Here is a 26,227-nt window from a genome sequence, read left to right as displayed (position 1 = left end):
CGTTACGTCAGAAAATCGCGAATGCTCTTTGCGATCTCGGGCGCATGCGTTTCCAGTGCGAAATGGCCGGTGTCGAAGAACTGGACCACGGCGTTAGGATTGTCGCGCTTGAAGGCCTCGGCGCCTGGCGGGATGAAGAACGGGTCGTTCTTGCCCCAGACCGCCAGGAACGGCGGCTTGTGCGTACGGAAGTAGCTTTGAAATGACGGATAGAGCGCGACATTGCTCTTGTAGTCGCCGAACAGATCGAGCTGCACGTCGTCCGAGCCCGGGCGCGCCAGATAGAAATTGTCGAGATTCTGGCCATCCGGGGACACCGCGGTCGCATCGGCAACGCCGTGCGTGTACTGCCAGCGCGTCATTTCCGGCGTGAGGAGTGCCCGCAGCGCGTCGCGGTTGGCCGGCGAGGGATCCTGCCAATAGGCCTTGATCGGAATCCAGCCGTCGCTGAGGCCGTCTTCATAGGCGTTGCCGTTCTGCGAGATGATGGCCGTGATCCGTTCGGGATGGCGCAGCGCAAGCCGAAAGCCCGTCGGCGCGCCGTAGTCGAACACGTAGACCGCGAAGCGATCGAAGCCGATGATTTCGGTGAAGCGCTCGATCACGCGCGCGATGTTGTCGAAGGTGTAACGGAAAGTCTCGCGGGACGGCATGTCGGACTGGCCGAAGCCGGGAAGATCGGGCGCGACGATGTGATATTTGTCAGCGAGCAGCGGGATCAGGTCGCGGAACATGTGGCCCGCACTCGGGAAACCGTGCAGCAGCAGAAGCTTTGGCGCGCCGGCAGGGCCGGCCTCGCGATAGAACACCTTGAAGCCGTCGACGTCGGCCGTGCGATATCTGGTGCGGGTCATGACATCCTCCGTTTTGGATAGTTGATGGGGCTGCCTCACGAAGGCGCCCGGCGCGCAAGAGCGCTAAATTGCCGCTCAGGGAGCGGACCGCCTCGCAATGACCGCGGCGATGATTGTGGGCGCCATTTTCATCTCCTGCCACGTAACCTGTTTAAAGGTAGTCACTAGGTTATTGAGAGCGTTAGTAACTTGTCAATAGCATTCTTACAGGTTACTCATGAGATGCTCCTTCTGGCCGGAAGCCGCGCATGCCAAACAGACCGCCCGCCATGTTCATTGCCGACTCGCTCGGCCTCGATTTCCTGAATTCGGTCGCGACGCCGGTCGATACGCCCGTCGACTGGATCGAGAACGGCGATGGCCTTGTCGACTGGCTGGCGCAGGCCAAGCTGGTGCCGACGGCCGAGCTGGACGCACTGAAGGGGCGCGCGATGCCGGGCGAACTGGACAAGGTCGCCGATCAGGCCCGCGCCTTGCGCGAATGGTTCAGGACTTTCGTTCGCAAGCATGCTGGCGCACCGCTCACGGCGGAGGCGCTGCAGGAACTTGGTCCGCTGAACAGCCTGCTGGAGCGCGACGAAGCGTTCAGCCGGATCGAACCTCGACATGACGACGGCCATCGCGGCCTCGCGCTGCGGATGACGCGGCGCTGGCGCTCGTCGGAATCCCTGCTGCTGCCGATTGGCGAGGCGCTGGCCAAGTTCGTGTGCGAGGAGGATTTCGCCATCGTGAAGGCGTGCAGGGGGCATAGCTGCACGATGCTATTTGCCGACCACACCCGCCGGCGCGCGCGGCGGTGGTGCAGCATGGCGATCTGCGGCAACCGCGCCAAGCAGGCCGCGCATCGCAGTCGCCTCAAGAACAGGCAGTAGCGGCAGACCGGCTGACACAAAGCCGCATCACTCGGTAAGATCCGGTCACGCGCTTGGATCGGGGCAGGGTGGGCGCTTTCGGCACGTCTCCGCGCCCCAAAAACCGCCAAATCGGCGGTCACTAAGCCGCGAGGGAGGCCTCTGCCTCTCGTGGTGTGGAATTATGATTGATCCAAGGCGAATGGTTGTGCTGGCAGCGCTCGCGCTGCTCGCCTTGACTGCGGGCGCGGCCGCGGCTTCGCCCGCCAAGCCGAAGCGTGCTGCGATTGCGACGGTCGCGCCGTCGCCTCCTGCTCCGCCGCCTCCCGCAGTGGAGCTGCCCGCGCCAAAGGTCTACCTGTTCCGCGGCGCCATGGGCCCGATCTTCTCGACCGGCATGGACCGGCTCGGTGAGAAATTGACCAGCGCCGGCTTCTCGGCCGACGTCTATGAATTCACCCTCTGCCGGATGGTCGGCAACCGGGTCATCTCCAATTACAAGGACAAGCCGGCCCCGATCGTGCTGATCGGTCATTCCATGGGCGGGCTGTGCTCGATCGTCATCTCCGAGATGGCGGCCAAGGAGAACATCCCGATCAGCCTCGTCGTCACCATCGATCCCGCGCATGCGACCGGCAACGTGCCGCTCAATGTCGAGCGCTTCATCAACATCTTTCTCTCCGACAGTGTGCTCGGCGGCGGCGACGTTGTCGCCGAGCCGGGCTATCGCGGCCATTATGCGAGCTTCGATCTGAAGGAGAACAGTCGCGTCACGCACATCAACATCGAGAAGTCGGACGACATTCATCGCCAGATCGTCGACATGGTGACGCAGTTGCCGCGCATCTCGTCGCAGACCCAGGTCGATGCCGTGCCGCTGCGCTATCTCGTGCCCGCCAATACGCTCGTCGAGCTCTGGGACTCCGGCGTGCGCCTGCCCGTGCGTTCCGGCGACACCATGGAAAGCATCGCCGCGACCCATCGCGTGCCGCTATGGTCGATCGCGCAAAGCAATTCGCTGCCGGAAAATGCGCCGCTCACGCCGGGCCAGTCCATCATCGTCCCGCGCCATCTGGTGCCGGTCGATCCGACCGCCGCCATGGCGACACCGGACGGACAACAAAAGAAGACCAACGTCACACGATGAGATCGTGGTGCGGCACAGGATGGTTGACCCAACCGCCTGCGTGGTGGCCGTTGCCGTCCGGGTACGAAGCCTCGAGATCTGGCGCCGCGTCATGTCCCCTAGCGGCCGCCGCATGTTCGTGATCATGGTGCGACGCTGGGAATTCGTTCACGAACGTGATGCTCGATTTCTCGCAACCCGGATTGAGGAAGTTAAAGGAATTTCGTGGTTCGTGCGGGTTTGCTTCTGAACCGAACCCTCCATGAGCCTTGGAATGCAGTTGCGTCTCGAGCAGGCCAGGCGCATCGGCGCGGTCATGGCTGTGTTCGTTTGCTTGACGGGAGAACCAATGATCGCAGCCGCCGTTCTCGAACCAGTTCGAGGGGCCGGGATCAAGCGCGCTCTCCGTATCGGGAGCGCTCGTAGAGCCATCAGCCTCGGCAGCCTTGCCGCTGTCGGCGTGTTGGTCGGCTGCAGGCAAGGCACTCGGCGTACCGAAAGAAACATCCAATATCGAATGACTTCCAACCCCTGTGCCAGCCGGACCGTTCCCCTTTTGATGGTTGCTGTCGGTGGTCCCGGTTTGCTCGAAGACAAAGCTGGAGTTCGTCGACGGCGAGACGTTCGCCGGCTCCAGCAGGATGGGTTGCTTCGCAATTCCGTCTGAGTTGGAAGAGGTGGGATGGTCGCTCGACCCGACCTGACCTTGCTCGGCACTGAGAACACGATGCACGCCGGCTGCCTGAGCGGTCGAGCTTCCGTCGAAGGCGACAGCGCCGCTACCATCCGTCGTGCCAGCGGGAGCGTCGGACGTGCTGACCGTAACGGTGGTCGCGTCAGCTTGCGTCGTTGCAGTCGGGTCAATGGCATCGCCCATAGCTATGGCCGACGCTGCATTCGAGTCCACGATGAAATCCGACGACGCGATGGTCGCGATGCCCTGGAGATGAATTTCCAAGAGGCTGGAGTCGCCGATATGAAGAGATTGATCGGTCGGGTTGACAAACACGACTGTTTCATTGGCCGAGCTGTTGTAAAGCCAGGCGATGGTGTGCGCCGGCACAGGCGTGTGTGTTGAGTTCAATGCCAGGACCACGAATCCGAGCGCGCCGACAGCCGTCAAATCGATCTTGTCGGATCCCGATACGAAACCATTGATGGTATCGGACCGGCCTCCACTGGAATCTGCGGCCGCCTGAAAAACGAAGACGTCATTGCCATTGCTGCCGATGAGCTTGTCCGCGCCGGGCCGGCCGATGATGCTGTCGTTGTCGGTATTGCCGTCGATAGTGTGTCGTGCAGGGCCGTAGACAACGTCATCCGCGTTGTTGCCCTTGATCGCATCGTTGCTCGATCCGCCATTCACGCCGGTGCCGTTAAGGGTCTCGTCGCCGGTGTCCCCATAGACGGTCTGGGCTATATTGCCATCACCGGCGATGTTGTCGCCTTGAAGAGCTCCCTGGACGGACGGGGAATCTGATACGAGGGAATGCCCTGTGGCCAGATTGTCGAAATCATTGCGGCCGCCGTCGCTGGCGCCATGGATGGTGATCGTCACCTCTTGCCTGGTGCCATCGATGGTCATCACCGTGAAGTGGTCGGTGAGCGTATCGCCGTCATCGAGGGCGTCGACCACGCAGTTGCTGTTGTCGAGCGTATAGGTCCATACGCCGGCTGCCGTCATCGTGAAGGTGCCGTAGCCGCAGTCGCTTGCAGTGGGGCAGGTCACCGCGGTGAAGGTGTTGGACGGATTGTCGACGTCGGTATCGCTGAGAGCGCCGGTTGCCACCGGCTTGCCGGGTGAGATGCAGCCGGCTTCGAGCACCGAGCCTGTCGTGTCACCAAAGATGACGGCGGCGTCATTCGTGCCACGGATCGTGATCGTCACCACCTGCGGCGTACCGTCGATGGTCGTCACGGTGAATTTGTCGGTCAGCGTATCGCAGACATTGAGAGCCTGCACCGTGCTGTTGTTGTTGTCGAGCGTGTAGGTCCACACGCCCGACGCCGTCATCGTGAAGGTACCGAAGCCGCCCGCGCTCGGCTTTGGAGAACTCACCGCGGTGAAAGTGTTCGGCGGATTGTCGGGATCGATGTCGGTCAGCGTGCCGGTTGCGGTCGGGCGGCCAGGCATCTGATTGGCGACACATCCGGCCTCGATCACTACGCCGGTCTTGCATCCGTAAATGACGGCCGGATCGTTGCTGCCGTTGATGGTGATCGTCACCACCTGTGGGGTGCCGTCGATCGTGTTCACCGTGAAGCTGTCGGTCAGCGTGTCGCCAATGTTGAGCGCCTGCACCTTGCAGTTGGCGTTATCGAGCGTATAGGTCCACGCGCCGTCCGCCGTGATCGTAAAGCTGCCGTAGCCACCCGCGCTTGCCGTCGGCGAGCCAATCGCCACGAAGGTGTTGGGGGGATTGTCGACATCCGCATCGACAAGTGTACCCGTCGCGACCGACGAACCGTGCGACGCGCTGCTGGCTTCGACAACTGAACCGACCGTGGCGCCTGAGATGACGGCGGCGTCGTTGCTGCCCTGGATCGTGATCGTCACGACCTTCGGCGTTCCGTCGATGCTGGTCACCGTAAAGGTATCGGTCAGGGTGTCGCCGACATTCAGAGCCTGCACCGCATGATTTGTGTTGTCGACACTGTAGGTCCACGCGCCGGCCGTTGTCATCGTAAAGGTGCCGTAGCCGCCCGTGCTCTTGGTCGGTGAGCTGACCGCCGTGAAGGTGTTGGCCGGGTTGTCGACGTCCGTGTCCGTGAGCGTGCCGGTTGCCGTTGGCGTGCCAGGCGCCGCATTGGCGGCACCGCCTGCCTCCGCCACCGCGCCACCGGCGTTGCCTGAGATAATGGCCGCGTCATTGGCGCCGTTGATGTCGATCGTGAAGGTCTGACTCACCGAGAGCGAGCCGTCCGAAACCGTGATGACGAAGCCTGTGGTCGTCGGCGACTGCAGGGCATTGATTGCATCGTTGTTCGGCACGAAAGCGTAGGCGCCCGATGCGCTGTTCAAGTAAAGGGTGCCGTAGGGACCGGTCTGCGAAAGATTGTATGTCACGCCGTTCAGTGTCGTGTTGCCGGATGTCCCTCCGCTGAGGCCGTACGTCAGTACGGCGCCGATCGCGGCACTGCTGGCTGTGAAAGTCCCGGTCGTCGCCGAGAACTGGTCGAAGGTGATGGTGTCGATTTCGATGGGCCCAGCCGGCACGGCTAGAGTCGGCGGCGGCCGTACGAGGGGGGTCGCAAGGATCGGAATGACGAAAGACGGCAGAGGCGGAAGCACGTTCGGCGCTGCAGGTTCATCCTCCGGAACAAAATTGATCGGCTCGACCGGAAGCGACTCGACGAAAGGAGGTGTGCCCGATCCTGTTGGCCCGTGCGTGAGGTTGGCGAGCACGTCCTGTTGAGCCGCCTGCAACTCCTCCATTCGCGCAGCGCTGTTGGCAACCTGGCTCACGCTGACCGAAGAGCCGATCTTGTTCAGGATGACGGTCTCGCCGGGATCCTCAACGATGATGTGTCGCGGCACCGCCTCCTTGGTGATGAGTTCGAAGACGCCGTGCTGCATGTCCTTGTAGGTGATCTTGTCGTCATCCAAGAACGTGGCGTCCGGGTCGGCGGCGTTTGCGTCCGGCATCATCGAGAAAGTCAGCGCGGCAAGCGTCAAAATCCCGAACCCGCTCGAATAGGAGCGGGCGCGAACGCTTCCAAGGGGCGTGTCGACCGTCAGAGTGCCGTTTTCTGCCAACCGGCCGGCAGCGAAGGCAAAGCTCCCTCTGTCGACCGACAGCACGATCGAGCGTGCGGTGCCGTCGGATTGGCAGACGCATTCGCTCAGCTCGATGCGAGCTCCGCTGGAGACATTGAAGACGGTGTCATCGATAAGCAGAATTCCGACCTGCCCATCTGCGGCAGCCTCGATTATGTCAGAATGACAGACTGGGTCGCCAACGCTGACTTGAGTTGCTATGCCGCCGTCACGCGTGAGAGTGGCGTAACCAATCGCTGTCTGAACGATACCGATGATCTGGTGAGGCAGGACCGCGGCGACCCCATCCCTGGCCTCAACGCCGGACGCAACTAACATTGGCTGTAGCCTCGCCTGTCGTACAATTCAGGCTCAGCGCGGTGCTTGTTGGTTTTGCCTACGCCACGGGGAAATGTGTTGACGTTGGCAACCTTGGGCCTGCACGCCGAAACGTCTGATGAAGCAAAACGATCTTTACGTGTATGGTCAAAAGAATAGCAGGTTCAGGGAGATGCAACATCTCGACGCGAGCGTGCATTGTATCTCAAAAACAGTTGACGATTGAGCTGGGCAAAATGTGGCCTACTTTTGATGGCCAGGCAAATGACCAGGGCCTAAGATCGAAGGCAAAAAAGAGGTACCCCATCTGGGGGACTGGTCGGCAGGACCGATCTGGGTCGTAGATGCAGACGATGCACGACGTGCTGGCTTAGCCAGGGTTCAAAGAGGCCACGCGAACGAGATCTTCGCTGAAAGGGCGGGTCATGTGCAGACGCACGATTGCGGCTTTGGTGACTGGTTTCGTTTGGGCATTCGCGAATGTTCTGGTTGCTCAGGCGCAAGTCAGTCCCGCGAAGCCCAGCGTCCAGGATGTTGCGCTAAAACCCATCGGCAAGGTCGTAGCCGCGACGGGCTCGGTCACGATCGAGCACGCAGGTGCGGTCGTCGTGCAGGCCAACCTTCCCGATCAGGCCGCTCAAACCAAGGTTGGCGATATCGTCTATCTGGGTGATGTGGTGCGAACCGGGGCCGACAGCCGGATCAACATCAACTTCACCGACGGTTCGTCATTCAATCTGTCGAGCAACGCTCGCATGACCTTGGACGAATACGTGTACGAGCCGGCGGGGAAGGCCAATTCGACGTTTTTCAACGTTTCCAAGGGCACGGTCACGTTTATTGCCGGCCAGGTCGCCAAGACGGGCGATATGAAGGTCGATACGCCTGTCGCGACCATGGGAATCCGAGGCACGACGCCGCACATCGAGATTTCGGATGATGGTGCCGTCAAGTTCTCGACTCTCATCGAGGAGGGCAAGAGCAAACTGCTCAAGAAGCGGGTCACGACCACAACGCGGCAGCCCGAAGAGGAGGTCAATCGCAAGCTGAACATCTGCCGAGGATGCTGAAGCGATTTTGCGGTGCTCCGTTCATTTCCACTGGGGCCTGACAGGGACATGACGACAAGGCTCGCTATCATCGACAGCGTCGCGTCCGGTCTCGTTCTGCTGCTGCTCAGTTCACCGGCGATGGCGCAAGAGCTGCAGAAGAATAGCCACCTCAAGAGTATCGAGCAGTGCAACGGCGCGGACCGCATCCCGCTTCAGGCCCGTATTGTCGGCTGTACGGTGCTCATCAGTTCGGGTGATGCCAAGCCGGACGCGCTCGCTGTGGCGTACAACAATCGTGGCAATGCTTACATCGCGACGGCGGAGTACGACCGTGCGATCAGGGATTTCGATCAGGCGATCGAGCTCGCTTCAGGCTACGTCAAGCCGGTGAACAACCGCGGCGTGGCCTATTTGAGGAAGGGTGCCTATGACGACGCGGTCAAGGCGTTCGATCAGGCAATCAAGCTCAACCCGGACTATGGCAGCGCCTTCGCCAATCGCGCGGAAGCCTACCTGAAAATGGGCCGGTATGATCGTGCCGCGCGGGATTTCGACGAGGCCATTCGTCTCGACCCCAATTCGACGCTTGCCTGGAGCGGACGTTGCTGGACCCGAGCCATCCTCGGCGATCTGGCGGCCGGGCTCGACGACTGCAACAGGGTGCTTCAGGCGGATTCGAACAACGCCGCGGCATACGACTCGCGTGCGCTGATCCATTTGAAGATGGGTCGAGCCGCCGCCGCCATCGATGATTACAATTCGGCGTTGCGCGTCGAGCCAAAACTGGCAAGCGCGCTTTACGGACGCGGGCTTGCCAAGCTCAGGCAGGGTGACAAAGCGGGTGGCGACAGCGACCTCGCGGCCGCGAAGATGATCGAGGCCAAGGTCGGCGACGACTTCGCCCGCTATGGCGTGCAGTGAGGCCAGGTCGGGGGACGACTGAGGTCGTCGCGCCTCGCGGGAGCCTTTAGCGCTTTCTGAATGTTTCGCGCGCATCATTGATGCCGACACGCAATTCATCCGCGTGTTCTTCGGGCAGGCCGGGGCCGGCTGGATTTGTCTCCAGTGCCGGTCCTCGAGCGCCCCCCGGGCGGTCAATTTTGTAAGTAACGAAATACCTCGTGTCGTATTGGGTAATGGGCGGGACGTAGCCGTGGAAGAGCGACGCAGACAGCAGCGCACGCCGGTTATCGAGACTGCCTATATCGCCGGCGATGGATCCAGCATGCGATGCCACGTGGTCAATCTGTCCGATCATGGCGCCGCCATCGAGATGCCCGACAGGCTCTATGTCAGACCCCGCTTCAAGTTGATGCTGGAGAGAGATCGCATCATCAGAGATTGTCGCGTGATCTGGTCCAGCGGAAATCGCATTGGCGTCGAGTTCGTGGACTAAAGCGTGATGAAATTATGCTCGCGGCTCTCCGTGTTCCACCTCTCCCTACGGGAGAGGTGTTCTGAGTTCTCCGGTCGCCCGCTCTTCTGAGCCTGCTAGACGTTCGAGCCGTGGATCGCGTCGATGACGGCGTCGGTCACCTCCTTGGTCGTCGCCTTGCCGCCGACATCCGGCGTCAGCACACCGGCGGCGCAGACGCGCTCGACGGCGGCCATCAGCCGGCCCGCGGCATCCTTCTCGCCGAGATGCTCGAGCATCTGTGCACCGGTCCAAAACGTCGCCACGGGGTTGGCGATGCCCTTGCCGGTGATGTCGAAGGCCGAGCCGTGGATCGGCTCGAACATCGAGGGAAAGCGGCGCTGCGGATCGATGTTGCCGGTCGGCGCCACGCCGAGGCTGCCGGCGAGCGCGCCGGCGAGGTCCGAGAGGATGTCGGCGTGGAGATTGGTCGCCACGATGGTGTCGAGGCTCTTCGGATGCAGCGTCATGCGCACGGTCATGGCGTCGACCAGCACCTTGTCCCAGGTGACGTCGGGGAATTCGCCTGCCACCTCGGCGGCGATCTCGTCCCACATCACCATGCCGTGGCGCTGCGCGTTCGACTTGGTCACCACCGTGAGCAGCTTGCGCGGACGCGACTGCGCGAGCTGGAACGCATAGCGCATGATGCGGGTGACGCCGACGCGGGTGAACACCGCGACTTCGGTGCCGACCTCCTCGGGCAGGCCCTTGTGAGCGCGGCCGCCCATGCCGGCATATTCGCCTTCCGAATTCTCGCGCACGATCACCCAGTCGAGATCGCCGACGCCGACATTGCGCAGCGGCGAGGCGACACCGGGCAGGATCTTGGTCGGCCGCACATTGGCGTACTGGTCGAAGCCCTGGCAGATCGGCAGGCGCAGGCCCCACAGCGTGATGTGATCGGGCACGTCGGGCGCGCCGACCGCGCCGAAATAGATCGCGTCGAACTTCTTGAGTTCAGTGAGGCCGTCGGCCGGCATCATCACGCCGTGCTTCTTGTAATAGTCCGAGCCCCAGTCGAAGGTCTTGACGTTGAAGGCGAGGTCGCCGCCGCGTTTTGCCAGCGCCTCCAGCACGCGGAGGCCGGCGGAGATGACCTCAGGGCCGATCCCGTCAGCGGGGATTGCTGCAATCGAATGGGTGCGCATGGGAATACTCCGTTTGGATGATCAGTGGGATTGCGTGACGGGTTCGACGCGTGCGGCTTGTGCGCGCGACAATAGAAGGGTGAGCACGGCGGAGAGAACGAGCAGCCCGCCGACGAAGTAGAGCCCGCCGACGAAACTGCCGGTCTGGTCCTTGATCCAGCCGATCATGGCGGGCCCGACGAAACCGCCGAGATTGCCGATCGAGTTGATGGTGGCGATGCCGGCCGCGGCCGCCGAGCCGGACAGGAACATCGTCGGCATGCTCCAGAGCGGCGGCTTTGCCGAGGAGATGCCGATATTGACCAGCGCCAGCGCGATCAGCACCGTGGCGACGCCGGTCGCAAGGCCGGCGAAGGCGAGGCCAGCAGCAGCGAGCAGGCAGGCCCATACGACGTGCCAGGTGCGTTCGCCGGTCCGGTCCGAATGCCGCGCCCACAGGATCATGGCGACGACGGCGGCGGTCGCCGGCACCGCGTTGAGGAAGCCGACCTGGAGCGAGGACAGGCCGAACTGCTTGATGATCTGCGGCGCCCAGACGCCGAGCGTGTAGAGGCCGGCCGAGGTGCCGAAATAGATCAGCGACAGCGCCAGCACGCGGGGGTCGGCGAGCCCGCGCCAGACGCTGTGGCTTGCGGTCGCGGCCTTGCTCGTGGTCTCCGCATTCATGGCCTCGACCAGCCACCGGCGCTCGTCGTCCGCGAGCCATTTTGCCTTCTCCGGGCGGTCGGTCAGGAACACCAGCACGACGCAGCCGAGTAGCACCGCGGGCAGTGCCTCCAGCACGAACAGCCATTGCCAGCCCTTGAAGCCGAGCAGACCGTCCATCTCCAAGAGCGCGCCGGAGATCGGCGATCCCAGCACGGTCGAGAGCGGCGCGGCAGCCATGAACAGCGCGGTCACTGCGGCGCGCTGGCGCGCCGGGAACCAGTAGGAGAGATAGAGGATGATACCGGGAAAGAAGCCGGCTTCGGCGACGCCGAGCAGGAAGCGCAGCACGTAGAAGCTCGTCGCACCCTGTACGAAGGCCATCGCGGCCGACACCAGCCCCCAGGTGATCATCACCCGCGCGATCCAGATCCGCGCGCCGACCCGGTGCAGGATGATGTTGGAGGGCACTTCGAACAGGAAATAGCCCCAGAAGAAGATGCCGGCGCCGAAGCCGTAGACCGCCGGCGACAGCCCGATGTCCTTGTTCATCGTCAGCGAGGCGAAGCCGATATTGACGCGGTCGATGAAGGCCACGAAGTAGAGCAGCATGATGAAGGGAACGATGCGCAACGTGATCTTGCGCAGCACGCGCGTCTGAAGCTCGCTCGCCACCCTGGCCTCCTTGAGATGCAGAATTATGGTTATGCTGGCGGACCCATGGTCCACGCCGGCAGTGAGCCTAGGCGGAGGCAAGCGGCGGACTCAATTGACGCTGGTTTATACAAAAAAATGATATAATCCGATCAGGCGAGGGGAATCGGGAGCACGGACCGGCGAATGGAATTGCATCAGCTTCGATGCTTCGTGGCGGCGGCGGAGCAGCTTCATTTCGGCAGGGCGGCGCAGCATCTCCAGATGCTGCCTTCTGCGCTCGGTCGCCAGATCAGGCTGCTCGAGGAGGATCTGGGAACGCGGCTGTTCGCCCGGACCACGCGTGCGGTGTCGCTCACCGAGGACGGCGCAAGCCTGCTGCGCGACGCGCGTGCCATCCTCGCGCGCGTCGAGGCCGTCGAGAGCAGTTTGCGCAACCGCTCGCGCGAACGGACCGCGCGGCGGCTGCGGGTCGGTGCCATCGACAGCGCCGCGGCCGGACTGCTGCCGCCGCTGTTGCGCGACTTTCGCGCTAAGCATCCGGAGGTCGCGGTACAGTTGCTCGAAGACAAGACCGTCCGGCTGCTGCCGAAGATTTTGACCGGCGCACTCGACCTCGCCTTTGTCCGGCCGCCCGACCGGCCGGACAAGCGGCTCGAATTCCGCCATCTCCTCCAGGAGACAGCGATCGTCGCATTCCCGCAGCGGCACGCGCTCGCCGGGCGCAAGTCGATTGCGCTGTCCGAGATCGCCGACGAGCCGATGCTGGTACCGGACCGCCGCTCGCGGCCGCACAGTTACGATCTCACGATGAAACTGTTCGAGCAGGCTGGCCTGACACCGCGGATCGCGCAGGTCGCCGACGAGAAGCAGACCATCATCAACCTGGTGGCAACCCGCCTTGGCGTCGCCATCGTGCCGCGCTGGACGACGCGGATGGCGGTGTCGGGCGTGCGTTTCGTGCCGCTGCGGCCGCGGCAGAGCGGCCCCGTCGGCCGGCTGCCGCTCGCGGCCGCATGGCTGCGTGGCTCGCGCGATCCCGCGCGCGATGCGATGCTGGCGGTGCTTGAGGCACGCCTGCGCAGCTATGCGCGGGAGGCCTGAGGAGCTATGACTTCGGCTTGGTGAAAGGGCAGGACGCGATGACCGAACAGAGAGCTTCGAACGATTTGCGGATTGCGATCGCGGGACTAGGCTCGATTGGCAGCAAGATCGCGACTGCGCTCGATCAGGGCATCGAGGGGCTGACGCTGTCGGCCGTCGCGGTGCGCGATCCCGCCAAGCATCAGGCTTTCCTGAAAGGTCTGCGCCGCCCGCCGCGGGTCGTGCCGATCGAAGAGCTTGGCGATGCCGCCGACATCGTGGTCGAGTGTGCACCGAGTCGGAATCTGCGGGCCATCGTCGAGCCCGCGGTGAAGCGCGGCAAGGCCGCGGTCGTCGTCAGCGTCGGCGCGCTGCTCGACAATGCCGACCTCATCGATCTCGCGCGCGCCAATGGCGGGCGCATCATGGTGCCCACGGGCGCGCTGATCGGGCTCGACGCTGTCAATGCCGCCGCTATCGGCACCATTCATTCGGTGAAGATGGTCACCCGCAAGCCGATCGACGGTCTGAAGGGCGCGCCGTTCATCGTCGAGAACGGCATCGACATCGACAATCTGCGGGAGCCGCTCAAACTGTTCGAGGGCACGGCACGCGAGGCGGCCAAGGGCTTTCCGGCCAACCTCAATGTCGCGGTCGCGCTGTCGTTCGCAGGCGTCGGGCCCGACCGCACCTTGGTGCAGATCTGGGCCGACCCGACCGTGACGCGCAACGTTCATCGCATCGAGGTCGAGTCCGATTCCGCGCGCTTCGCGATGTCCATCGAGAACATCCCGTCCGAGAATCCCAAGACGGGGCTGATTACGGCGCTGTCCGTGATCGCGTTGCTCCGCAAGCAGCGCGCCACGCTCTGCGTCGGGACGTGAGGCTTACGCGCCGGTGACGCGCCAGATCACGTTGCCGACGTCGTCGGCCATCAGCAGCGACTTGTCGGGCCCGATCGCCACGCCGACCGGGCGGCCATAAGATTCCTTCTCGTCCGGCGACAGGAAGCCTGAGAGGATGTCGCGCGCCGGGCCGGACGGGCGGCCGTTCTCGAACGGGATGAACACGACCTTGTAGCCGGACAGCGTGCTGCGATTCCACGAGCCGTGCTGGCCGATCACCATGCCGTCCGGGAAGCCCGGCAGCGTGCCGGCCGGCATCCAGCACAGGCCGAGCGACGCGGTGTGGCCGCCGAGCGCATAGTCCGGCGTGATCGCCTTGGCGACCAGCGCCGGATCCTGCGGCACGCGATCGTCCACCGTCTTGCCCCAGTAGCAATAGGGCCAGCCGTAGAAGCCGCCGTCGCGGACCGAGGTGAGATAGTCCGGCGGCGTCTCGTCGCCGAGGCCGTCGCGCTCGTTGACGACGGTCCAGAGCATGGACGTTGTTGGCTCCCAGGCAAGGCCGACCGGATTGCGCAGGCCGCTGGCGAAGATGCGATGCGTGCCGGCGACGAGATCGAGCTCGTAGACCGCGGCGCGGCCTTCCTCGACGTCCATGCCGAGTTCGGCGATATTGCTGAGCGAGCCTACGCCGGCATAGAGCTTCTTGCCGTCGGGGCTCGCGAGCAGGCTCCGTGTCCAGTGCCCGCTCGGCTTGAATGTGGCGAGCCGCTTGCCCGGTACGGTGATGCGGTCGGCGCCCGCGACATAGGGAAAGGCCATCACGCCGTCGGTGTTGCCGACATAGAAGGTGTCGCCGACCAGCGCCATGCCGAACGGCTGGCTCAGATTTTCCATGAAGGCGCCGCGCTGCTCGGCGACGCCATCGCCGTCCTTGTCGCGCAGCAGCGTGATGCGGTTGGCACTGACGCCGAGCGCCGCGGCGCGCCGCATCGTCGCCTGCATGGCATAGTGAAACACGGTGCGTGGCGGGCCCGCGATCTGCGTCGCCTCGGCAATGAGGACGTCGCCGTTGGGCAGCACCTCGATCCAGCGCGGATGGTCGAGGCCTGTCGCGAACGCATTGACTTTCAGCCCTGGCGCAACGGTCGGCTTGTGTCCCTCGCGCCAGCCGCGCGCGGTCGGCATCTTCAACGTCGGGATCGCGCCTTGCGGCTTGGCTTCGGGGATCGCCGGCTTCTCTCCCCAGGCCGGCGTCGGCGCCGAGCCGGACAGGCGTCGCCATTGCAGCGCGATGCCGCCGACCAGCGCAACGAACTGCGCGAAAATGCTGGAAAAGGTCATAAAAATCCCCTGTCGAACGTGCGGCACTGTCCAACGCCGGATTGCCCAATGCCCCCGCGCTTTGCGCGCGCATCCAACGTGGTGGCGGCCCAAACGTCAACCTGTGGGGTGCCTCGCGGGCGTCCGTCGCGACGGAATGGCAGCCGATCGAATTTGCATGGGAGAGATCACGGCGGGCGGGCGTGACGCCGCTGGGGATCACCGGCCGATCTGCCGCTCCAGGCGCCGCGCCGCGCGGAAATCGTCGAGATGCTGGACGTTGGGCCCGAGCGCGGCCTCCTTGGACAAGAGGTGATAGACGCGCGCGACCGTACGCTGCTTTTGCTTCGTCCGCCCGGGCGGCAAGCTCCGCGCCTTGCGGGCGGCGGCGATCGCGTGCGCGCGGAAATAATCGTAGGCATCCGACATGGTTCAACGCTCAGTCGAATTGCGTGTTCGGGCGATAACGGCGTGGTGCGGGGGCGGTTCCGGGCAGGAAAATGCACCGTGATTATGCGGAGTTATGTTGGCGATCCATGCTCGCAACGACGACGCCAAAGCCGTTGCGCACGCTGCTTCTCCAGCGTCGTCCTGACGAAAGCCAGGACCCATTACCCCGGTCAGTGTTGTCTGGGCGGGAGATGGCCGCCATCATCCATCACAACCGATGACTATGGGTCCTGGCTTTCGCCGGGACGACATTGGAGGATGCGGCCGCGCGCTATGCTCGCGGCGACAGCACTGAAGAGTTCGCCCGCCTCAGCGCGGCGACAGGAACGGGATGATCATCGGAACGCGGCGGCAATAGGCGCCGTAGGCGTCTTCGCCGAGCTCCTTCGACAGGAACACCTCTTCCATCCGTCCCTTCTGCCACATGCCGAGCGAGATCAGGATCGCGCCGAGAATCGCGGTGACCGTGCCGACCGCGATGCCGGTCGCGAGCATGCCGGCGATCAAGCCGGTGTAGATCGGATGACGGACGATGCCATACGGTCCGGTGTCGATGACGCGGTGATCTTCCTTGTGGGTGATGGTGTTCGACCAGAACTTGCCGAGGTGCAGACGTCCCCACCACGTGAAGGAGATGCCCGCGAGCACTACGAGAGCCGTGATGTAGACACCGGTATTGCTGAACACCCACAGCGGCTTCTCGTTCAGCACTTCCGCCGTCCACGGCGTAAACAGGATGCCGCCGACCAGGATCGGGATACGATAGCGGCCGGACTCCAGCGTCATCACCTGCTTCTGTGTGCGGCCCTGCCAGAACGAGGCGCCGACCCAGCTTGCGAGCCAGGCGAGCCAGATCAAGGCCAGCAGTTGCGTCGGCCAGGTCGTGGTCCAGCCACCCCAGGCGACAGAGAGAAGCTTGCTGAAATCAAAGGACATGCGGAAAGGTTCTTTGGGTTGGGCGGCCGCTCAGCTCGCGCGCGAGCTGAGCGCGTGGTGTTCGATAGCGCCGGACGCGTGCCGGCCGCCGCGTGCGAGCAGATGGGTGATGGTTTCGCGCAGGACCGGTTCGATCGGGCGCGGCGAATAGCCGAGTTCGGTGCGCGCCTTGCCGATCGAGAGGTCGCTCGCGGCGAGCGCGATGCGCACGCCCTCGGCGGTGCCATTGGGCGGCCGGTGCGTGATGCGATCGGAGATGTATTCGAGCATGGTGGCGGAGGCCTCTGCGAGCTTGCCGGGAACCGCGATCGGAAGCTGCCGGCGGCCGCTCATCGCGGACATCATGCGCAGGATCTGGCCGAGGCGCACGCAATCGCCGCCGAGGATGTAGCGCTGGCCGCAGCGGCCGCGCTCCATCGTCAGCACGAGGCCCGTGGCGACGTCGCGAACATCGACGAGGTTGACCAGGAAGTTGAGGTGCGGCTGCACCTTCTTCTGGAGGAAGTACCACAGCATCGCCGTCGGCGGCGTCAGATTGTGGTCGGCGGCGCCGATCGGCATGGTCGGCGTGCCGATGACAAGCGGGAAGCCTTCGGCCGCGGCCTTGGCGGCGTGATGCTCGGCGAGCGACTTTGACCGTGTATAGGCGCCGGGCATTGCATCGGCCGGCTGCAGCGCCTCTTCGGCGGCAACGCCGTTGAGGTTCGAATAGGGAAACAGGATCGATTCGGTCGAGCAGTGCAGGAAGCGGGAGACGCCGCGCTTCCGCGCGGCCGCCAGCACCACTTCGGTGCCGCGGCAATTGACGTCGTGGAAGTCCTGCTTGTTCGCGACCCACATCCCGGGCAGGCCGGCCAGATGATAGACCTGATCGACACCCGTGAGTGCGGCATCGACCGCGGCGCCATCCAGCACCGAGCCGTGGGCGTAGTCGACGTCAGAGCTTGCCGTGGCCGGCGGCCGGAGATCGAGCACGCGTACCCGCTGGCCGCGGCCGCGGAGCGCCTCTACGAGATGTTGTCCGATGAAACCGCTGCCACCGGTAACCAGTACGAGAGCCATGAAGAAGGTTTGCTGTTCCGCTTCTGGAAGCTATCGGGTTGAAAGTGAATTGGTCGAAAGAGGCGCGAGAATCGCGGCAAGGTCGCGACGAAAGCCCAATGCAATAAACAATTTTGCCATGACGAACATAGGTCCAAGCAGGAAATGAGTCGGATGATCGGCCATCGACGGCTTTCGCTCTTCAAAAACCTTGTGGCCGACGATCTGCGCGCCGACGCCGAGCACGATCAGCACGGCAAAAATCGACCACATCATGACGGTTGAGACCTGATTGCCGATCGTGGTTGCGACCGAAAGCAGCACCACCGCGGCGGCGAGAATGCCGAGCCCGATCCCGGCATCGAGCATCAGCCAGTATACCAGCACCGGCAGGGCCAGGATCACCGCCAGGCTCACCTCGACGCCGAACACGGGAATCTGCACGAGCGTCAGCGGCAGCACCGCGCCGGTGAACAGCAGGAGGATGCCGACCACGTGCATCGCGCAGTTCCAGGGATCGCGGTGATATTCGACGTAATCGGCCAGTTGGCGTTGAAAATAGCCAGCCATCTCGGTCTCATGCGCATAAGGGCGGGGAAGGACGAAATGAGCCTATACCACCTGACCGGGCAGTGCACAAACCGGCGCTTTTGTCGCGCAAAACCGCGCTGTCGCGCCTTGGGACAGGCTTCAAAACGGTCCGGACTTCAAGGGGTTCCGTGAGGCAGCGGGACGCGCTCTAGTGGTGTTTCTTGGCCGGCTTTTTCGTCGCAGGCGTCGCCGCGGCGGCCGCGGGCCGTGCCGGCTCGTTCTCAGGCAGCTTGGCGAAGGTGAGAATCTGCAATTGCCCGTTGACCGCCGAAGTCGGCCTTGCGCGGTCGAGAAACTGCTCCTCGCCGAGCCCGATCGGCTGCAGCCGTTTGGTCGAGATCTTGAACGTGTTCACCAAGACGTCACGGATCGCATCGGCGCGGCGTTGGCTGAGGATCGCATTCGCTTCCCGTGTCTTCTGATTGGATTCGACGTGGCCGACGATCAGGAACGTGTAGGGCAGCAGCGACGCGTGAACCAGCGCGTCCGCGATGCGGCCGACGGTCTGGTAGGACTCCGGCTGGATGATCGGCGTGTCGGCGTCGAACTGGATCTGCGCGTTGAAGGCAGGCTGCTTCGCGAGGTCGGGCGCGATCAGTGGCCGGTTCACGGGACCCGGATCGTTCTTGATGCGCGTCTTCGCGCGCTCCATCACCTGCTGCTTCAGCGCAGGAATATCGACATCCGCGGCCTCTTCGAAATGGTTGAGCTTGCCGACGATATCGTCGCGCGTCGGCGCCGTCTGCGCGCCGGCGGCACCTGCGAGCAAGGCCAGGCCGAGCGCGATGCCAATTCCGGTGTTGCACAACCTGTTCGCGCGCATCACCGGTACCCCGCGTCGTCCACGGCCTTCAGGCAGTTGTTGCTGATGCCCTTGGGCGTCGAGACCAGGCAGGGGATGGACTTGCTGGTCTCCTTGGTCGAGCCGCCGCAGACCTTGACGATCTCGCGCTGGCAGGCGTTTGCCACCGTGACGCGCGCGGCGACACGCTTCTGGATGGCATCGAAGGCTTTGAGGTAGTCGCTCTGGCACTGCGGCGACAGCACGTCGCGGTTGCGCGACAGGCACTCCTTCAGGCGGGTCGAGTCCGGATTGACGCCGCGGCAATTGGCGACGATTTCCGCGCCGCAGCTCTTGGCCAGCATCCCGATCGAATCGCCAAAGCTCATGGTCTCCGCCGCGGCAAGCGACGGCATCCCTAATGCCAGCACGATGAGTGTGATGGAGCCCCGGACCATGGTTAGCATCTGATACGGGGAAGTTCGCGATGGTCAAGGGCTGATCGGGTCAGAACTGTCGACAGCCCGACGGTGCGGCGAACAGTCCTCACTCCGCAGCTTGAGCACGGGCCGGCAATTCGATCAGAGCGACCATGTAGTTCCTGAGGTCGTCGGCAACCTCCGGATCGGCCTTGAGCTCGGTCAGCGTTCTAGGCGGGGGAAGCTGGTGGCCATCCTCAATCAGATCCCGTGCGTAGAGCTCGAGCGCTTCAGGCGCATTGTGCAAGGCCTCGTCGATGTCGTCGCCGCCGGAAATGCAGCCGGGCAGGTCCGGAAACCATACGCCAACGGGATGGTCCGGGCCGGCATCCTCAATGATGGCAATGTAGTGCGCCATAGTCGCCGCAATCCTACTCCTAGACCTAAGGCTACTTGACCGGCCAAGACCTGTTTCAGTTCAATCGAATCAACTAAAGCGGAATTCTAGTTGACCCGTCTACTAACACGAGCGGGGTAATCGGTATTTACAGACTATGGAATTTGATTGCTCTTTGGCTCAAGATGATGCGCCCCTTCGACAGGGGGATGTTTTTGTTTGGGTGGATCGCGCCTACCAGCGACCTTGGCGAACGTTTGGCGTTGTAATTACCGCAGACTGCGATCTAGCGCAAAACAAGACCAAGGGACTGCTTTCCTACCTGCCGGCCCTCACTTTTGAGGACTACGTTTGGTCTTTCTGGCGACCTGAAAGGTTTGTGCCACTGCTAGATAGGCTCCGTATCAAGGCCGTCGATCGTTTGAACAAGACTATTCTGCGCTTCAATCCGAGCCGAAAACCAATATCGGAGGAGGCCGGCCTGGCTTGGATTAAGCGGACCGCCCCCGGGCAGTTGGCTCAAGAGATCGGCCTGACTGATCCTGGGCAGCTTCGCGACTTTTGTTCCACAATAGAGGACTTCCTCTCTATTGACCAACTCTTACAAGCAGAGACCCCAGACCTCCCGTTGTTAAACAGGTGCCACGCCGTACATCGCGGAAAAGCTCCCGCTGCTGATTTCGCGGATCTAGCGCGTGATATTCAGAGCAAAGTATCGAGTCTGCCAGGGGATGTGTTCTTCAGCTCAGGTGTAGAGGGCTTTGAGAGCTACGGTCTTTTCATCATGCTCAGGCACATTACTCAATGCAAGATCGAGGATGTTGCCATTAAGCCGGAGGAGCTTCGATGGGGAGCGGCGTTAGCGCGCCGAGTCGCTCGAATCAATGCGCCCTATAAAGCGGCCGCGAGCCAATACGAGGCGGATGTTTTTGTAATTGCATCAAGGGACGATACAGAGCGCGTCCGATACTCAGGCCGGAAGATTCTTTTGAGCACACCCGAGTACGTGGCCGGGTTGCAGTTTGATACGGTAGTCTTAGTCGACGCGAACAAGGACCTTGTGCCTGACGCTCCCAACGCAGGATATATGGTGCGTAGAATACTTTCGGAACTCTATTTGGGTATCAGTAGGGCAGAGCAACGGCTACTCATCTTCGCGGCGCAAGATGCTGGCGGTATTTCTTCGCTGCTGAACGGCGCGATCGCGAAAGGGCTGATCGTTCAATCCGAAGAAACATATACTTAGCGTACAAGGCACATCACGCCCGCTGCACAAAGCTGTCGACGACCTTCTTCTCGCCGGCCTTGTCGAAGGCGATGGTGAGCTTGTTGCCGTCGATCTTGGTGACGTGGCCGTAGCCGAATTTCTGGTGGAAGACGCGGTCGGAGAGCGAGAATTCCGAGGTCGTGCCGGTGGATTTGGCGACCAGTTCGCCCTCGATCGTCAGGGGTCCGCGGCGGCGGGAGGAGAAGCTGCCGAAGTCGGGCGAGGACGAAAACGACGAGGTCTCTTCCTCGAAGCCGCCGCGCCCGCCGCCGCCTCGGCCGCCCTGGCCCCGGTTGCGGTTGGCCTGGGCGCGCTGCCAGCCCGGCGTCGAGTAGCTGGAGCCGAACGCCTCCATGTCGTCGAAGCGCGAGGCGCCATAGCCGCCGGTGCCGCCCCAGGCCGAACCGCCCTTGGATTCCGTGATCTCGACGTTTGCTGCCGGCAATTCGTCGAGGAAGCGCGACGGGATCGTGGTCGACCAGGTGCCATGGATCCGGCGGTTGGTCGCAAAATAGATCTTTGCACGACGCCTTGCGCGGGTCAGGCCGACATGGCCGAGGCGGCGCTCTTCCTCGAGGCCCGCGCGGCCCTGCTCGTCCAGCGTGCGCTGGCTCGGGAACAGGCCTTCCTCCCAGCCGGGCAGGAACACGTTGTCGAATTCGAGCCCCTTGGCCGAATGCAGCGTCATCAGCGATACCGCGTCCTCCTCGGCCTCGCCGTCGCGGTCCATCACCAGCGCGATGTGCTCGAGGAACCCTTGCAGGTTCTCGAACTCCTCCATCGAGCGCACCAGCTCTTTCAGGTTCTCCAGCCGGCCCGCGGCGTCCGCCGAGCGGTCCTTCTGCCACATCTCGGTGTAACCGCTCTCGTCGAGCACGATCTGGGCGAGATCGGTGTGCGCGGTGACCTCGCGCTGGGCGCGCCAGCGGTCGAACTGGGTGACGAGGTCGCGCAGGGAGCCACGCGCCTTCGGCTTCAGCTCGTCGGTCTCGACCACGGCGCGCGCCGCCTCGAACAGCGGAATGCGGCGCTTGCGGGCATGATCGTGCAGCATCTGCACCGTGGCATCGCCGAGCCCGCGCTTGGGCGTGTTGACGATGCGCTCGAAGGCGAGGTCGTCGGCGGGCGAGTTGATCACGCGCAAATAAGCCAGCGCGTCACGGATTTCGGCCCGCTCGTAGAAGCGCGGGCCGCCGATCACACGATAGGGCAGGCCGAGCGTGACGAAGCGGTCTTCGAACTCGCGCATCTGGTAGGAGGCGCGCACGAGGATCGCGATCTCGTTAAGCCTCTCGCCGATGCGCTGGAGCTGCTCGATCTCCTCGCCGATGCCGCGCGCTTCCTCTTCCGAATCCCACGAGCCCGTGACCGTGACCTTCTCGCCGTCCTGATCCTCGGTGCGCAGCGTCTTGCCGAGCCGGCCCTCATTGTGTGCGATCAGATGCGAGGCGGCGGCGAGGATGTGGCCGGTCGAGCGGTAGTTGCGCTCGAGGCGGATGACCTTGGCGCCGGGAAAGTCGTGCTCGAAGCGCAAGATGTTGTCGACCTCGGCGCCGCGCCAGCCATAGATCGATTGGTCGTCGTCGCCGACGCAGCAGATGTTTTTGGTGGGGGGCTTCTCCCTCTCCCCGCTTGCGGGGAGAGGGTTGGGGTGAGGGGGAGTCTCCAAGAGCTCAGTCTGCGGAGAGTCCCCCTCACCCGATTTGCTTCGCAAATCGACCTCACCCCGCAAGCGGGGAGAGGTGAAAGATGAAGACGCCTGCGACAATAGCCGCAGCCACAGATACTGCGCGACGTTGGTGTCCTGATATTCGTCGACCAGGATGAATTTGAAGCGCTGCTGGTACTGGCGGAGGATATCCGGGTGCTCGCGGAAGATGCGGATGTTCTCCAGCAGAAGATCGCCGAAATCGGCCGCGTTCAAAATCTTCAGCCGCTCCTGGTAGCTCGCATAGAGCTTGCCGCCCTTGCCGTTGGCGAACATCGCGGCTTCGCCGCTCGGCACCTGCGACGGCATCAGGCCGCGGTTCTTCCAGCCGTCGATCAGGCCGGCCAGCATGCGCGCCGGCCAGCGCTTGTCGTCGATGTTCTCGGCTTGCAGGAGCTGCTTCAAGAGCCGCACCTGGTCGTCGACGTCGAGCACGGTGAAGTTCGACTTGAGCTGCGCCAGCTCGGCGTGGGTGCGCAGGATGCGGCCGCCGATCGAATGGAAGGTGCCGAGCCACGGCATGCCTTCGACGGCATGGCCGAGCATCTGGCCGAGCCGGTGCTTCATCTCGCGGGCGGCCTTGTTGGTGAAGGTCACCGACAGGATCTCGCCCGGGCGCGCGCGGCCCTGGCTCAGGATGTGGGCGATACGCGTGGTCAGAACCCGTGTCTTGCCGGTGCCCGCGCCGGCCAGCACCAGCACCGGGCCGTCCAGCGTCTCCACCGCCTCGCGCTGCTCGGGATTGAGACCTGAGAGGTACTTTGGCCCCACCGAAGCCCGCGCGCGTGCGGCAATGCCGCCGGCCGCGGGCTGGTGGTCGGGAACGCTGTGGGACGTGATCTTGCTCGGCTCGGTCATGCGAATCATTGGCCCCACGATGGCACCGCGGGGTGACGGAAGGGAGCCTTCATAACAGGGATTACCGCCTATATGGGGCGGTGGGGAGAGGTTTTCCACGTACGCAGGAGCGAGATTTGTTCCTGCGGGGGCTTCGAATTTCGACCCTGGGTGGGCCGGAACCATCATTTCGCGGTCGAGATTGTCTGGACAGGTAAGGCGCGGTGGTCAGCCGCGTCGATTGCAGACAGACAGAGGTTTGGACCATGCTTGGCTGGGTTGTGACGTTTCTGATTATCGCGCTGATCGCCGGTATTCTGGGCTTCGGCGGAATCGCTGGCGCCTCGATCGAGATCGCCAAGGTCATCTTCTTCATCGCGGTCGTGCTGTTCCTGGTCTCGGCCGTCGTCGGATTGGCCCGCGGCCGCACCAGGGTCTAGCGCCACGGGCCCCTCATGGTGAGGAGCGCGAAGCGCGTCTCGAACCGTGAGGCCCCCGCCTGTGGCCCACATCCTTCGAGACGCCCGCTTCGCAGGCTCCTCAGGATGAGGAGATGCAGCGGGCCGGCTCACTCACCGCTTCGAGGGCATCGCCACGTTCCGGCCGATGCCCTCGGGGCGCTCTATGGCGCTGTGGGCCCTGACGACGGCTTCGATGCGCTCACGGATGTCAGGCGGGAATGGTGCTACTTTTCGCGAGCCCATGTCGATGTGGAGCGACATGTTCTCGGAGGTCGCCGACAGCCAGCCCTCGGTCGCGTGCCGGAGCTCCTCGAATGTGTGCAGCCGCTTGTCGTCGGCTTCCAAGAGCCAGACCGAAACCTGCACGGGATCGCCGAGATGGATCTCGCGCAAGTACCTCACATGGCATTCGGCGGTGAAGGTCGAGCCGTTGCGCTCCTTCGTGTAGGTCGGCCCGATCCCGAGCTTCAGCCACATCTGGTCGATCGCCCGGTCGAACATCACGTTGTAATAGGCCATGTTAAGATGGCCGTTATAGTCGATCCATTGCGGCTCGATCTGCATGATCGAGGCGCGGAACGGTTCGGCGTTCGGCGCTGCGGCGGCACTCTCCGGCATGTTTCCTTCCAATTTCTTCCTGCCATGCGTCCGGTCCCTTGACTTGACCGGTCATATGTCCTTTGCCACGGTTTCTTCTGTCGGGAGGAATGTCCGTGGGTACGACCATCACCAATAATCCGCCGCGGCCGGAGCCGAAAGCCCTTGCGAGCGCGCTTGAGCAGCTTGCCGCACGCTTCGGCAACCGGCTCGTCACCTCGCAAGCCGTACGCGAGCAGCACGGCCACACCACGACATGGATCGCCAACCAGCCGCCGGACGGCGTCGTGATGGCGCAGGAGACCGCCGACATCCAGGACGTGGTGCGGATCTGCGCCAAAAATCGCGTGCCGGTCATCGCCTTCGGCACCGGCACCTCGCTCGAAGGCCAGGTCAATGCGCCGGCGGGCGGCATCTGCGTCGACCTGCGCGACATGAACAAGGTGCTCGCGGTGCATGCCGAGGACCTCGATTGCGTGATCCAGCCCGGCGTCACCCGCAAGGCGCTCAACGAGCATCTGCGCGATCAGGGCCTGTTCTTCCCGATCGATCCCGGCGCCGATGCCTCCCTCGGCGGCATGGCCTCGACGCGCGCTTCCGGCACCAATGCGGTGCGCTACGGCACCATGCGCGAAAGCGTGCTGGCGCTGAAAGTCGTGCGCGGCGATGGCGAGATCATCACGACCGGCACGCGCGCGAAGAAGTCCTCGGCCGGCTATGACCTGACGCATCTCTTCGTCGGTGCCGAAGGCACGCTCGGCATCATCTCGGAGTTGACCATCCGCCTGCGCGGCATTCCCGAGATGATCGCGGCCGGCGCGGTCTCGTTCGAAACCGTGCATGGCGCCTGCCAGGCGGTGATCCTGGCGATCCAGACCGGCATTCCCGTGGCCCGCATCGAGCTTCTCAATGCGGCGCAGGTGAAGGCCTGCAACGCCTATTCGAAGCTGACGCTGCCGGAGACGCCGCTGCTGCTCATGGAATTCCATGGCAGCGAGATCGAGGTCGCCGAGCAGTCCAAGGCCTTCGGCGAGATCGCGAAGGAATGCGGCGGCGGCGACTTCTCCTGGACCACCAAGCCCGAGGATCGCACCAAGCTGTGGCAGGCGCGGCACGATGCCTACTGGTCAGTGAAGGCGCTGCGGACGGGCGATAGCGTCGGCGTGGTCGCGACCGACGTCTGCGTGCCGATCTCGCGCCTTGCCGACTGCGTCAGCGAGACCGAGGACGACCTCAAGCGGCTTAACCTCCTATCGCCCATCGTCGGCCATGTCGGTGACGGCAATTTCCATTGCTCGCTGGTCTGCGACGTCAACGATCCCGACGAGATGGCGCGCGGCGAGGAGTTCATGCATCGCCTGGTCGAGCGCGCGCAGGCGATGGACGGCACCTGCACCGGCGAGCACGGCATCGGCCAAGGCAAGCAGAAGTACCTCAAGGCCGAACTTGGTCCGGAGGCGCTGGATGCGATGCGGGCGCTGAAGAAGGCGCTCGATCCGCAGAATATCTTCAACCCCGGCAAGATCGTGCCGGAGGCCTAGCACCGGCCTGTTGCGCTGCGATCGGCCGCGCGACGCGGCCGGCACGGGAACCTTCGATCGGCCGGCCGGTTCCAAATCCCGACACGTTCCGGTGCCTCACTGGTGCG

24 protein-coding genes are annotated in these 26,227 nt (G+C 63.5%); 10 read left to right on the top strand and 14 right to left on the bottom strand.

Annotated features, from left to right (window positions below; all coding sequences use genetic code 11):
- Nucleotides 1-2: 2 nt before the first annotated feature.
- Nucleotides 3-854 (bottom strand): alpha/beta hydrolase, encoded by an 852-nt coding sequence (locus tag MTX21_RS16400; RefSeq protein ID WP_280965814.1) that lies wholly within the window; start codon nucleotides 852-854, stop codon nucleotides 3-5.
- A 248-nt stretch (nucleotides 855-1,102) separates the two neighbouring features.
- Between MTX21_RS16400 and MTX21_RS16395 the strand changes: the two genes are divergently transcribed.
- Both MTX21_RS16395 and MTX21_RS16390 read left to right on the top strand, forming a co-directional pair.
- Complete coding sequence (locus MTX21_RS16395; RefSeq protein WP_280965813.1) at nucleotides 1,103-1,726, top strand: ABATE domain-containing protein; 624 nt, start codon at nucleotides 1,103-1,105, stop codon at nucleotides 1,724-1,726.
- 163 nt (nucleotides 1,727-1,889) lie between these two features.
- Entirely contained in the window at nucleotides 1,890-2,852 is a 963-nt protein-coding gene (locus tag MTX21_RS16390; RefSeq protein ID WP_280965812.1) for a LysM peptidoglycan-binding domain-containing protein, read from the top strand.
- Here the strand turns inward: MTX21_RS16390 and MTX21_RS16385 are convergent.
- A complete protein-coding gene (locus MTX21_RS16385) occupies nucleotides 2,842-6,927 on the bottom strand; it encodes a VCBS domain-containing protein (protein WP_280965811.1) in 4,086 nt (1,361 codons plus the stop codon). The genes MTX21_RS16390 and MTX21_RS16385 overlap by 11 nt on opposite strands.
- Before the next feature lie 608 nt (nucleotides 6,928-7,535).
- Between MTX21_RS16385 and MTX21_RS16380 the strand changes: the two genes are divergently transcribed.
- The 3 genes from MTX21_RS16380 (at nucleotide 7,536) to MTX21_RS16370 (ending at nucleotide 9,375) form a co-directional block, all read left to right on the top strand.
- Entirely contained in the window at nucleotides 7,536-7,997 is a 462-nt protein-coding gene (locus MTX21_RS16380) for a FecR family protein (RefSeq protein ID WP_280965810.1), read from the top strand.
- A gap of 48 nt (nucleotides 7,998-8,045) precedes the next feature.
- Nucleotides 8,046-8,900: a tetratricopeptide repeat protein gene (locus MTX21_RS16375; protein ID WP_280965809.1), complete on the top strand. Its 855-nt coding sequence runs from the start codon at nucleotides 8,046-8,048 to the stop codon at nucleotides 8,898-8,900.
- Nucleotides 8,901-9,132: 232 nt separating this feature from the next.
- Entirely contained in the window at nucleotides 9,133-9,375 is a 243-nt protein-coding gene (locus MTX21_RS16370; protein WP_280965808.1) for a PilZ domain-containing protein, read from the top strand.
- Between the two features lie 95 nt (nucleotides 9,376-9,470).
- Here the strand turns inward: MTX21_RS16370 and MTX21_RS16365 are convergent, their stop codons facing one another.
- Nucleotides 9,471-10,544: a tartrate dehydrogenase gene (locus MTX21_RS16365; RefSeq protein ID WP_280965807.1), complete on the bottom strand. Its 1,074-nt coding sequence runs from the start codon at nucleotides 10,542-10,544 to the stop codon at nucleotides 9,471-9,473.
- 21 nt (nucleotides 10,545-10,565) lie between these two features.
- Nucleotides 10,566-11,864: an MFS transporter gene (locus MTX21_RS16360; RefSeq protein WP_280965806.1), complete on the bottom strand. Its 1,299-nt coding sequence runs from the start codon at nucleotides 11,862-11,864 to the stop codon at nucleotides 10,566-10,568.
- 165 nt (nucleotides 11,865-12,029) lie between these two features.
- On the opposite strand from MTX21_RS16360, the gene MTX21_RS16355 reads away from it, so the two are divergent.
- Both MTX21_RS16355 and MTX21_RS16350 read left to right on the top strand, forming a co-directional pair.
- Entirely contained in the window at nucleotides 12,030-12,947 is a 918-nt protein-coding gene (locus MTX21_RS16355; RefSeq protein WP_280965805.1) for a LysR family transcriptional regulator, read from the top strand.
- 38 nt (nucleotides 12,948-12,985) lie between these two features.
- On the top strand, nucleotides 12,986-13,810 hold the full coding sequence (locus tag MTX21_RS16350) for an aspartate dehydrogenase (RefSeq protein WP_280965804.1): 825 nt from the start codon (nucleotides 12,986-12,988) through the stop codon (nucleotides 13,808-13,810).
- 3 nt (nucleotides 13,811-13,813) lie between these two features.
- Here MTX21_RS16350 and MTX21_RS16345 read toward each other — a convergent pair whose 3' ends face one another.
- The 8 genes from MTX21_RS16345 to MTX21_RS16310 form a co-directional block, all read right to left on the bottom strand.
- On the bottom strand, nucleotides 13,814-15,115 hold the full coding sequence (locus MTX21_RS16345; protein WP_280965803.1) for a sorbosone dehydrogenase family protein: 1,302 nt from the start codon (nucleotides 15,113-15,115) through the stop codon (nucleotides 13,814-13,816).
- A 198-nt stretch (nucleotides 15,116-15,313) separates the two neighbouring features.
- A complete protein-coding gene (locus MTX21_RS16340; RefSeq protein WP_280965802.1) occupies nucleotides 15,314-15,523 on the bottom strand; it encodes a hypothetical protein in 210 nt (69 codons plus the stop codon).
- A gap of 330 nt (nucleotides 15,524-15,853) precedes the next feature.
- Nucleotides 15,854-16,480: an isoprenylcysteine carboxylmethyltransferase family protein gene (locus MTX21_RS16335; RefSeq protein WP_280965801.1), complete on the bottom strand. Its 627-nt coding sequence runs from the start codon at nucleotides 16,478-16,480 to the stop codon at nucleotides 15,854-15,856.
- Nucleotides 16,481-16,510: 30 nt separating this feature from the next.
- A complete protein-coding gene (locus MTX21_RS16330; protein WP_280965800.1) occupies nucleotides 16,511-17,542 on the bottom strand; it encodes an NAD-dependent epimerase/dehydratase family protein in 1,032 nt (343 codons plus the stop codon).
- 30 nt (nucleotides 17,543-17,572) lie between these two features.
- A complete protein-coding gene (locus MTX21_RS16325) occupies nucleotides 17,573-18,091 on the bottom strand; it encodes an Mpo1-like protein (protein WP_280965799.1) in 519 nt (172 codons plus the stop codon).
- Between the two features lie 169 nt (nucleotides 18,092-18,260).
- Entirely contained in the window at nucleotides 18,261-18,935 is a 675-nt protein-coding gene (locus tag MTX21_RS16320) for an OmpA family protein (RefSeq protein ID WP_280965798.1), read from the bottom strand.
- A complete protein-coding gene (locus MTX21_RS16315) occupies nucleotides 18,935-19,351 on the bottom strand; it encodes a hypothetical protein (protein WP_280965797.1) in 417 nt (138 codons plus the stop codon). Before MTX21_RS16315 ends, MTX21_RS16320 begins: the two co-directional genes overlap by 1 nt.
- Nucleotides 19,352-19,439: 88 nt before the next feature.
- Nucleotides 19,440-19,730, bottom strand: a complete 291-nt coding sequence (locus tag MTX21_RS16310; protein WP_280965796.1) for a type II toxin-antitoxin system HicB family antitoxin — start codon at nucleotides 19,728-19,730, stop codon at nucleotides 19,440-19,442.
- 136 nt (nucleotides 19,731-19,866) lie between these two features.
- On the opposite strand from MTX21_RS16310, the gene MTX21_RS16305 reads away from it, so the two are divergent.
- Nucleotides 19,867-20,955 (top strand): hypothetical protein, encoded by a 1,089-nt coding sequence (locus MTX21_RS16305; protein ID WP_280965795.1) that lies wholly within the window; start codon nucleotides 19,867-19,869, stop codon nucleotides 20,953-20,955.
- Between the two features lie 13 nt (nucleotides 20,956-20,968).
- Here the strand turns inward: MTX21_RS16305 and MTX21_RS16300 are convergent, their stop codons facing one another.
- Nucleotides 20,969-23,551, bottom strand: coding sequence for a UvrD-helicase domain-containing protein (locus MTX21_RS16300; protein ID WP_280965794.1), 2,583 nt, complete (start codon nucleotides 23,549-23,551; stop codon nucleotides 20,969-20,971).
- A 236-nt stretch (nucleotides 23,552-23,787) separates the two neighbouring features.
- On the opposite strand from MTX21_RS16300, the gene MTX21_RS16295 reads away from it, so the two are divergent.
- Nucleotides 23,788-23,961 carry a DUF1328 domain-containing protein gene (locus MTX21_RS16295; protein ID WP_280965793.1) on the top strand — a complete coding sequence of 58 codons (174 nt, stop codon included), beginning with the start codon at nucleotides 23,788-23,790 and terminating at the stop codon, nucleotides 23,959-23,961.
- 132 nt (nucleotides 23,962-24,093) lie between these two features.
- Here MTX21_RS16295 and MTX21_RS16290 read toward each other — a convergent pair whose 3' ends face one another.
- Nucleotides 24,094-24,600 carry a thioesterase family protein gene (locus MTX21_RS16290; protein WP_280965792.1) on the bottom strand — a complete coding sequence of 169 codons (507 nt, stop codon included), beginning with the start codon at nucleotides 24,598-24,600 and terminating at the stop codon, nucleotides 24,094-24,096.
- Nucleotides 24,601-24,695: 95 nt separating this feature from the next.
- On the opposite strand from MTX21_RS16290, the gene MTX21_RS16285 reads away from it, so the two are divergent.
- Nucleotides 24,696-26,120, top strand: a complete 1,425-nt coding sequence (locus tag MTX21_RS16285; RefSeq protein WP_280965791.1) for an FAD-linked oxidase C-terminal domain-containing protein — start codon at nucleotides 24,696-24,698, stop codon at nucleotides 26,118-26,120.
- Nucleotides 26,121-26,227: the final 107 nt, after the last annotated feature.

The organism is Bradyrhizobium sp. ISRA430, assembly GCF_029909975.1.
Taxonomy (GTDB): domain Bacteria; phylum Pseudomonadota; class Alphaproteobacteria; order Rhizobiales; family Xanthobacteraceae; genus Bradyrhizobium.
Note: the sequence above shows the minus strand (reverse complement) of the source record. Positions and strands in the feature narration are given on the sequence as shown.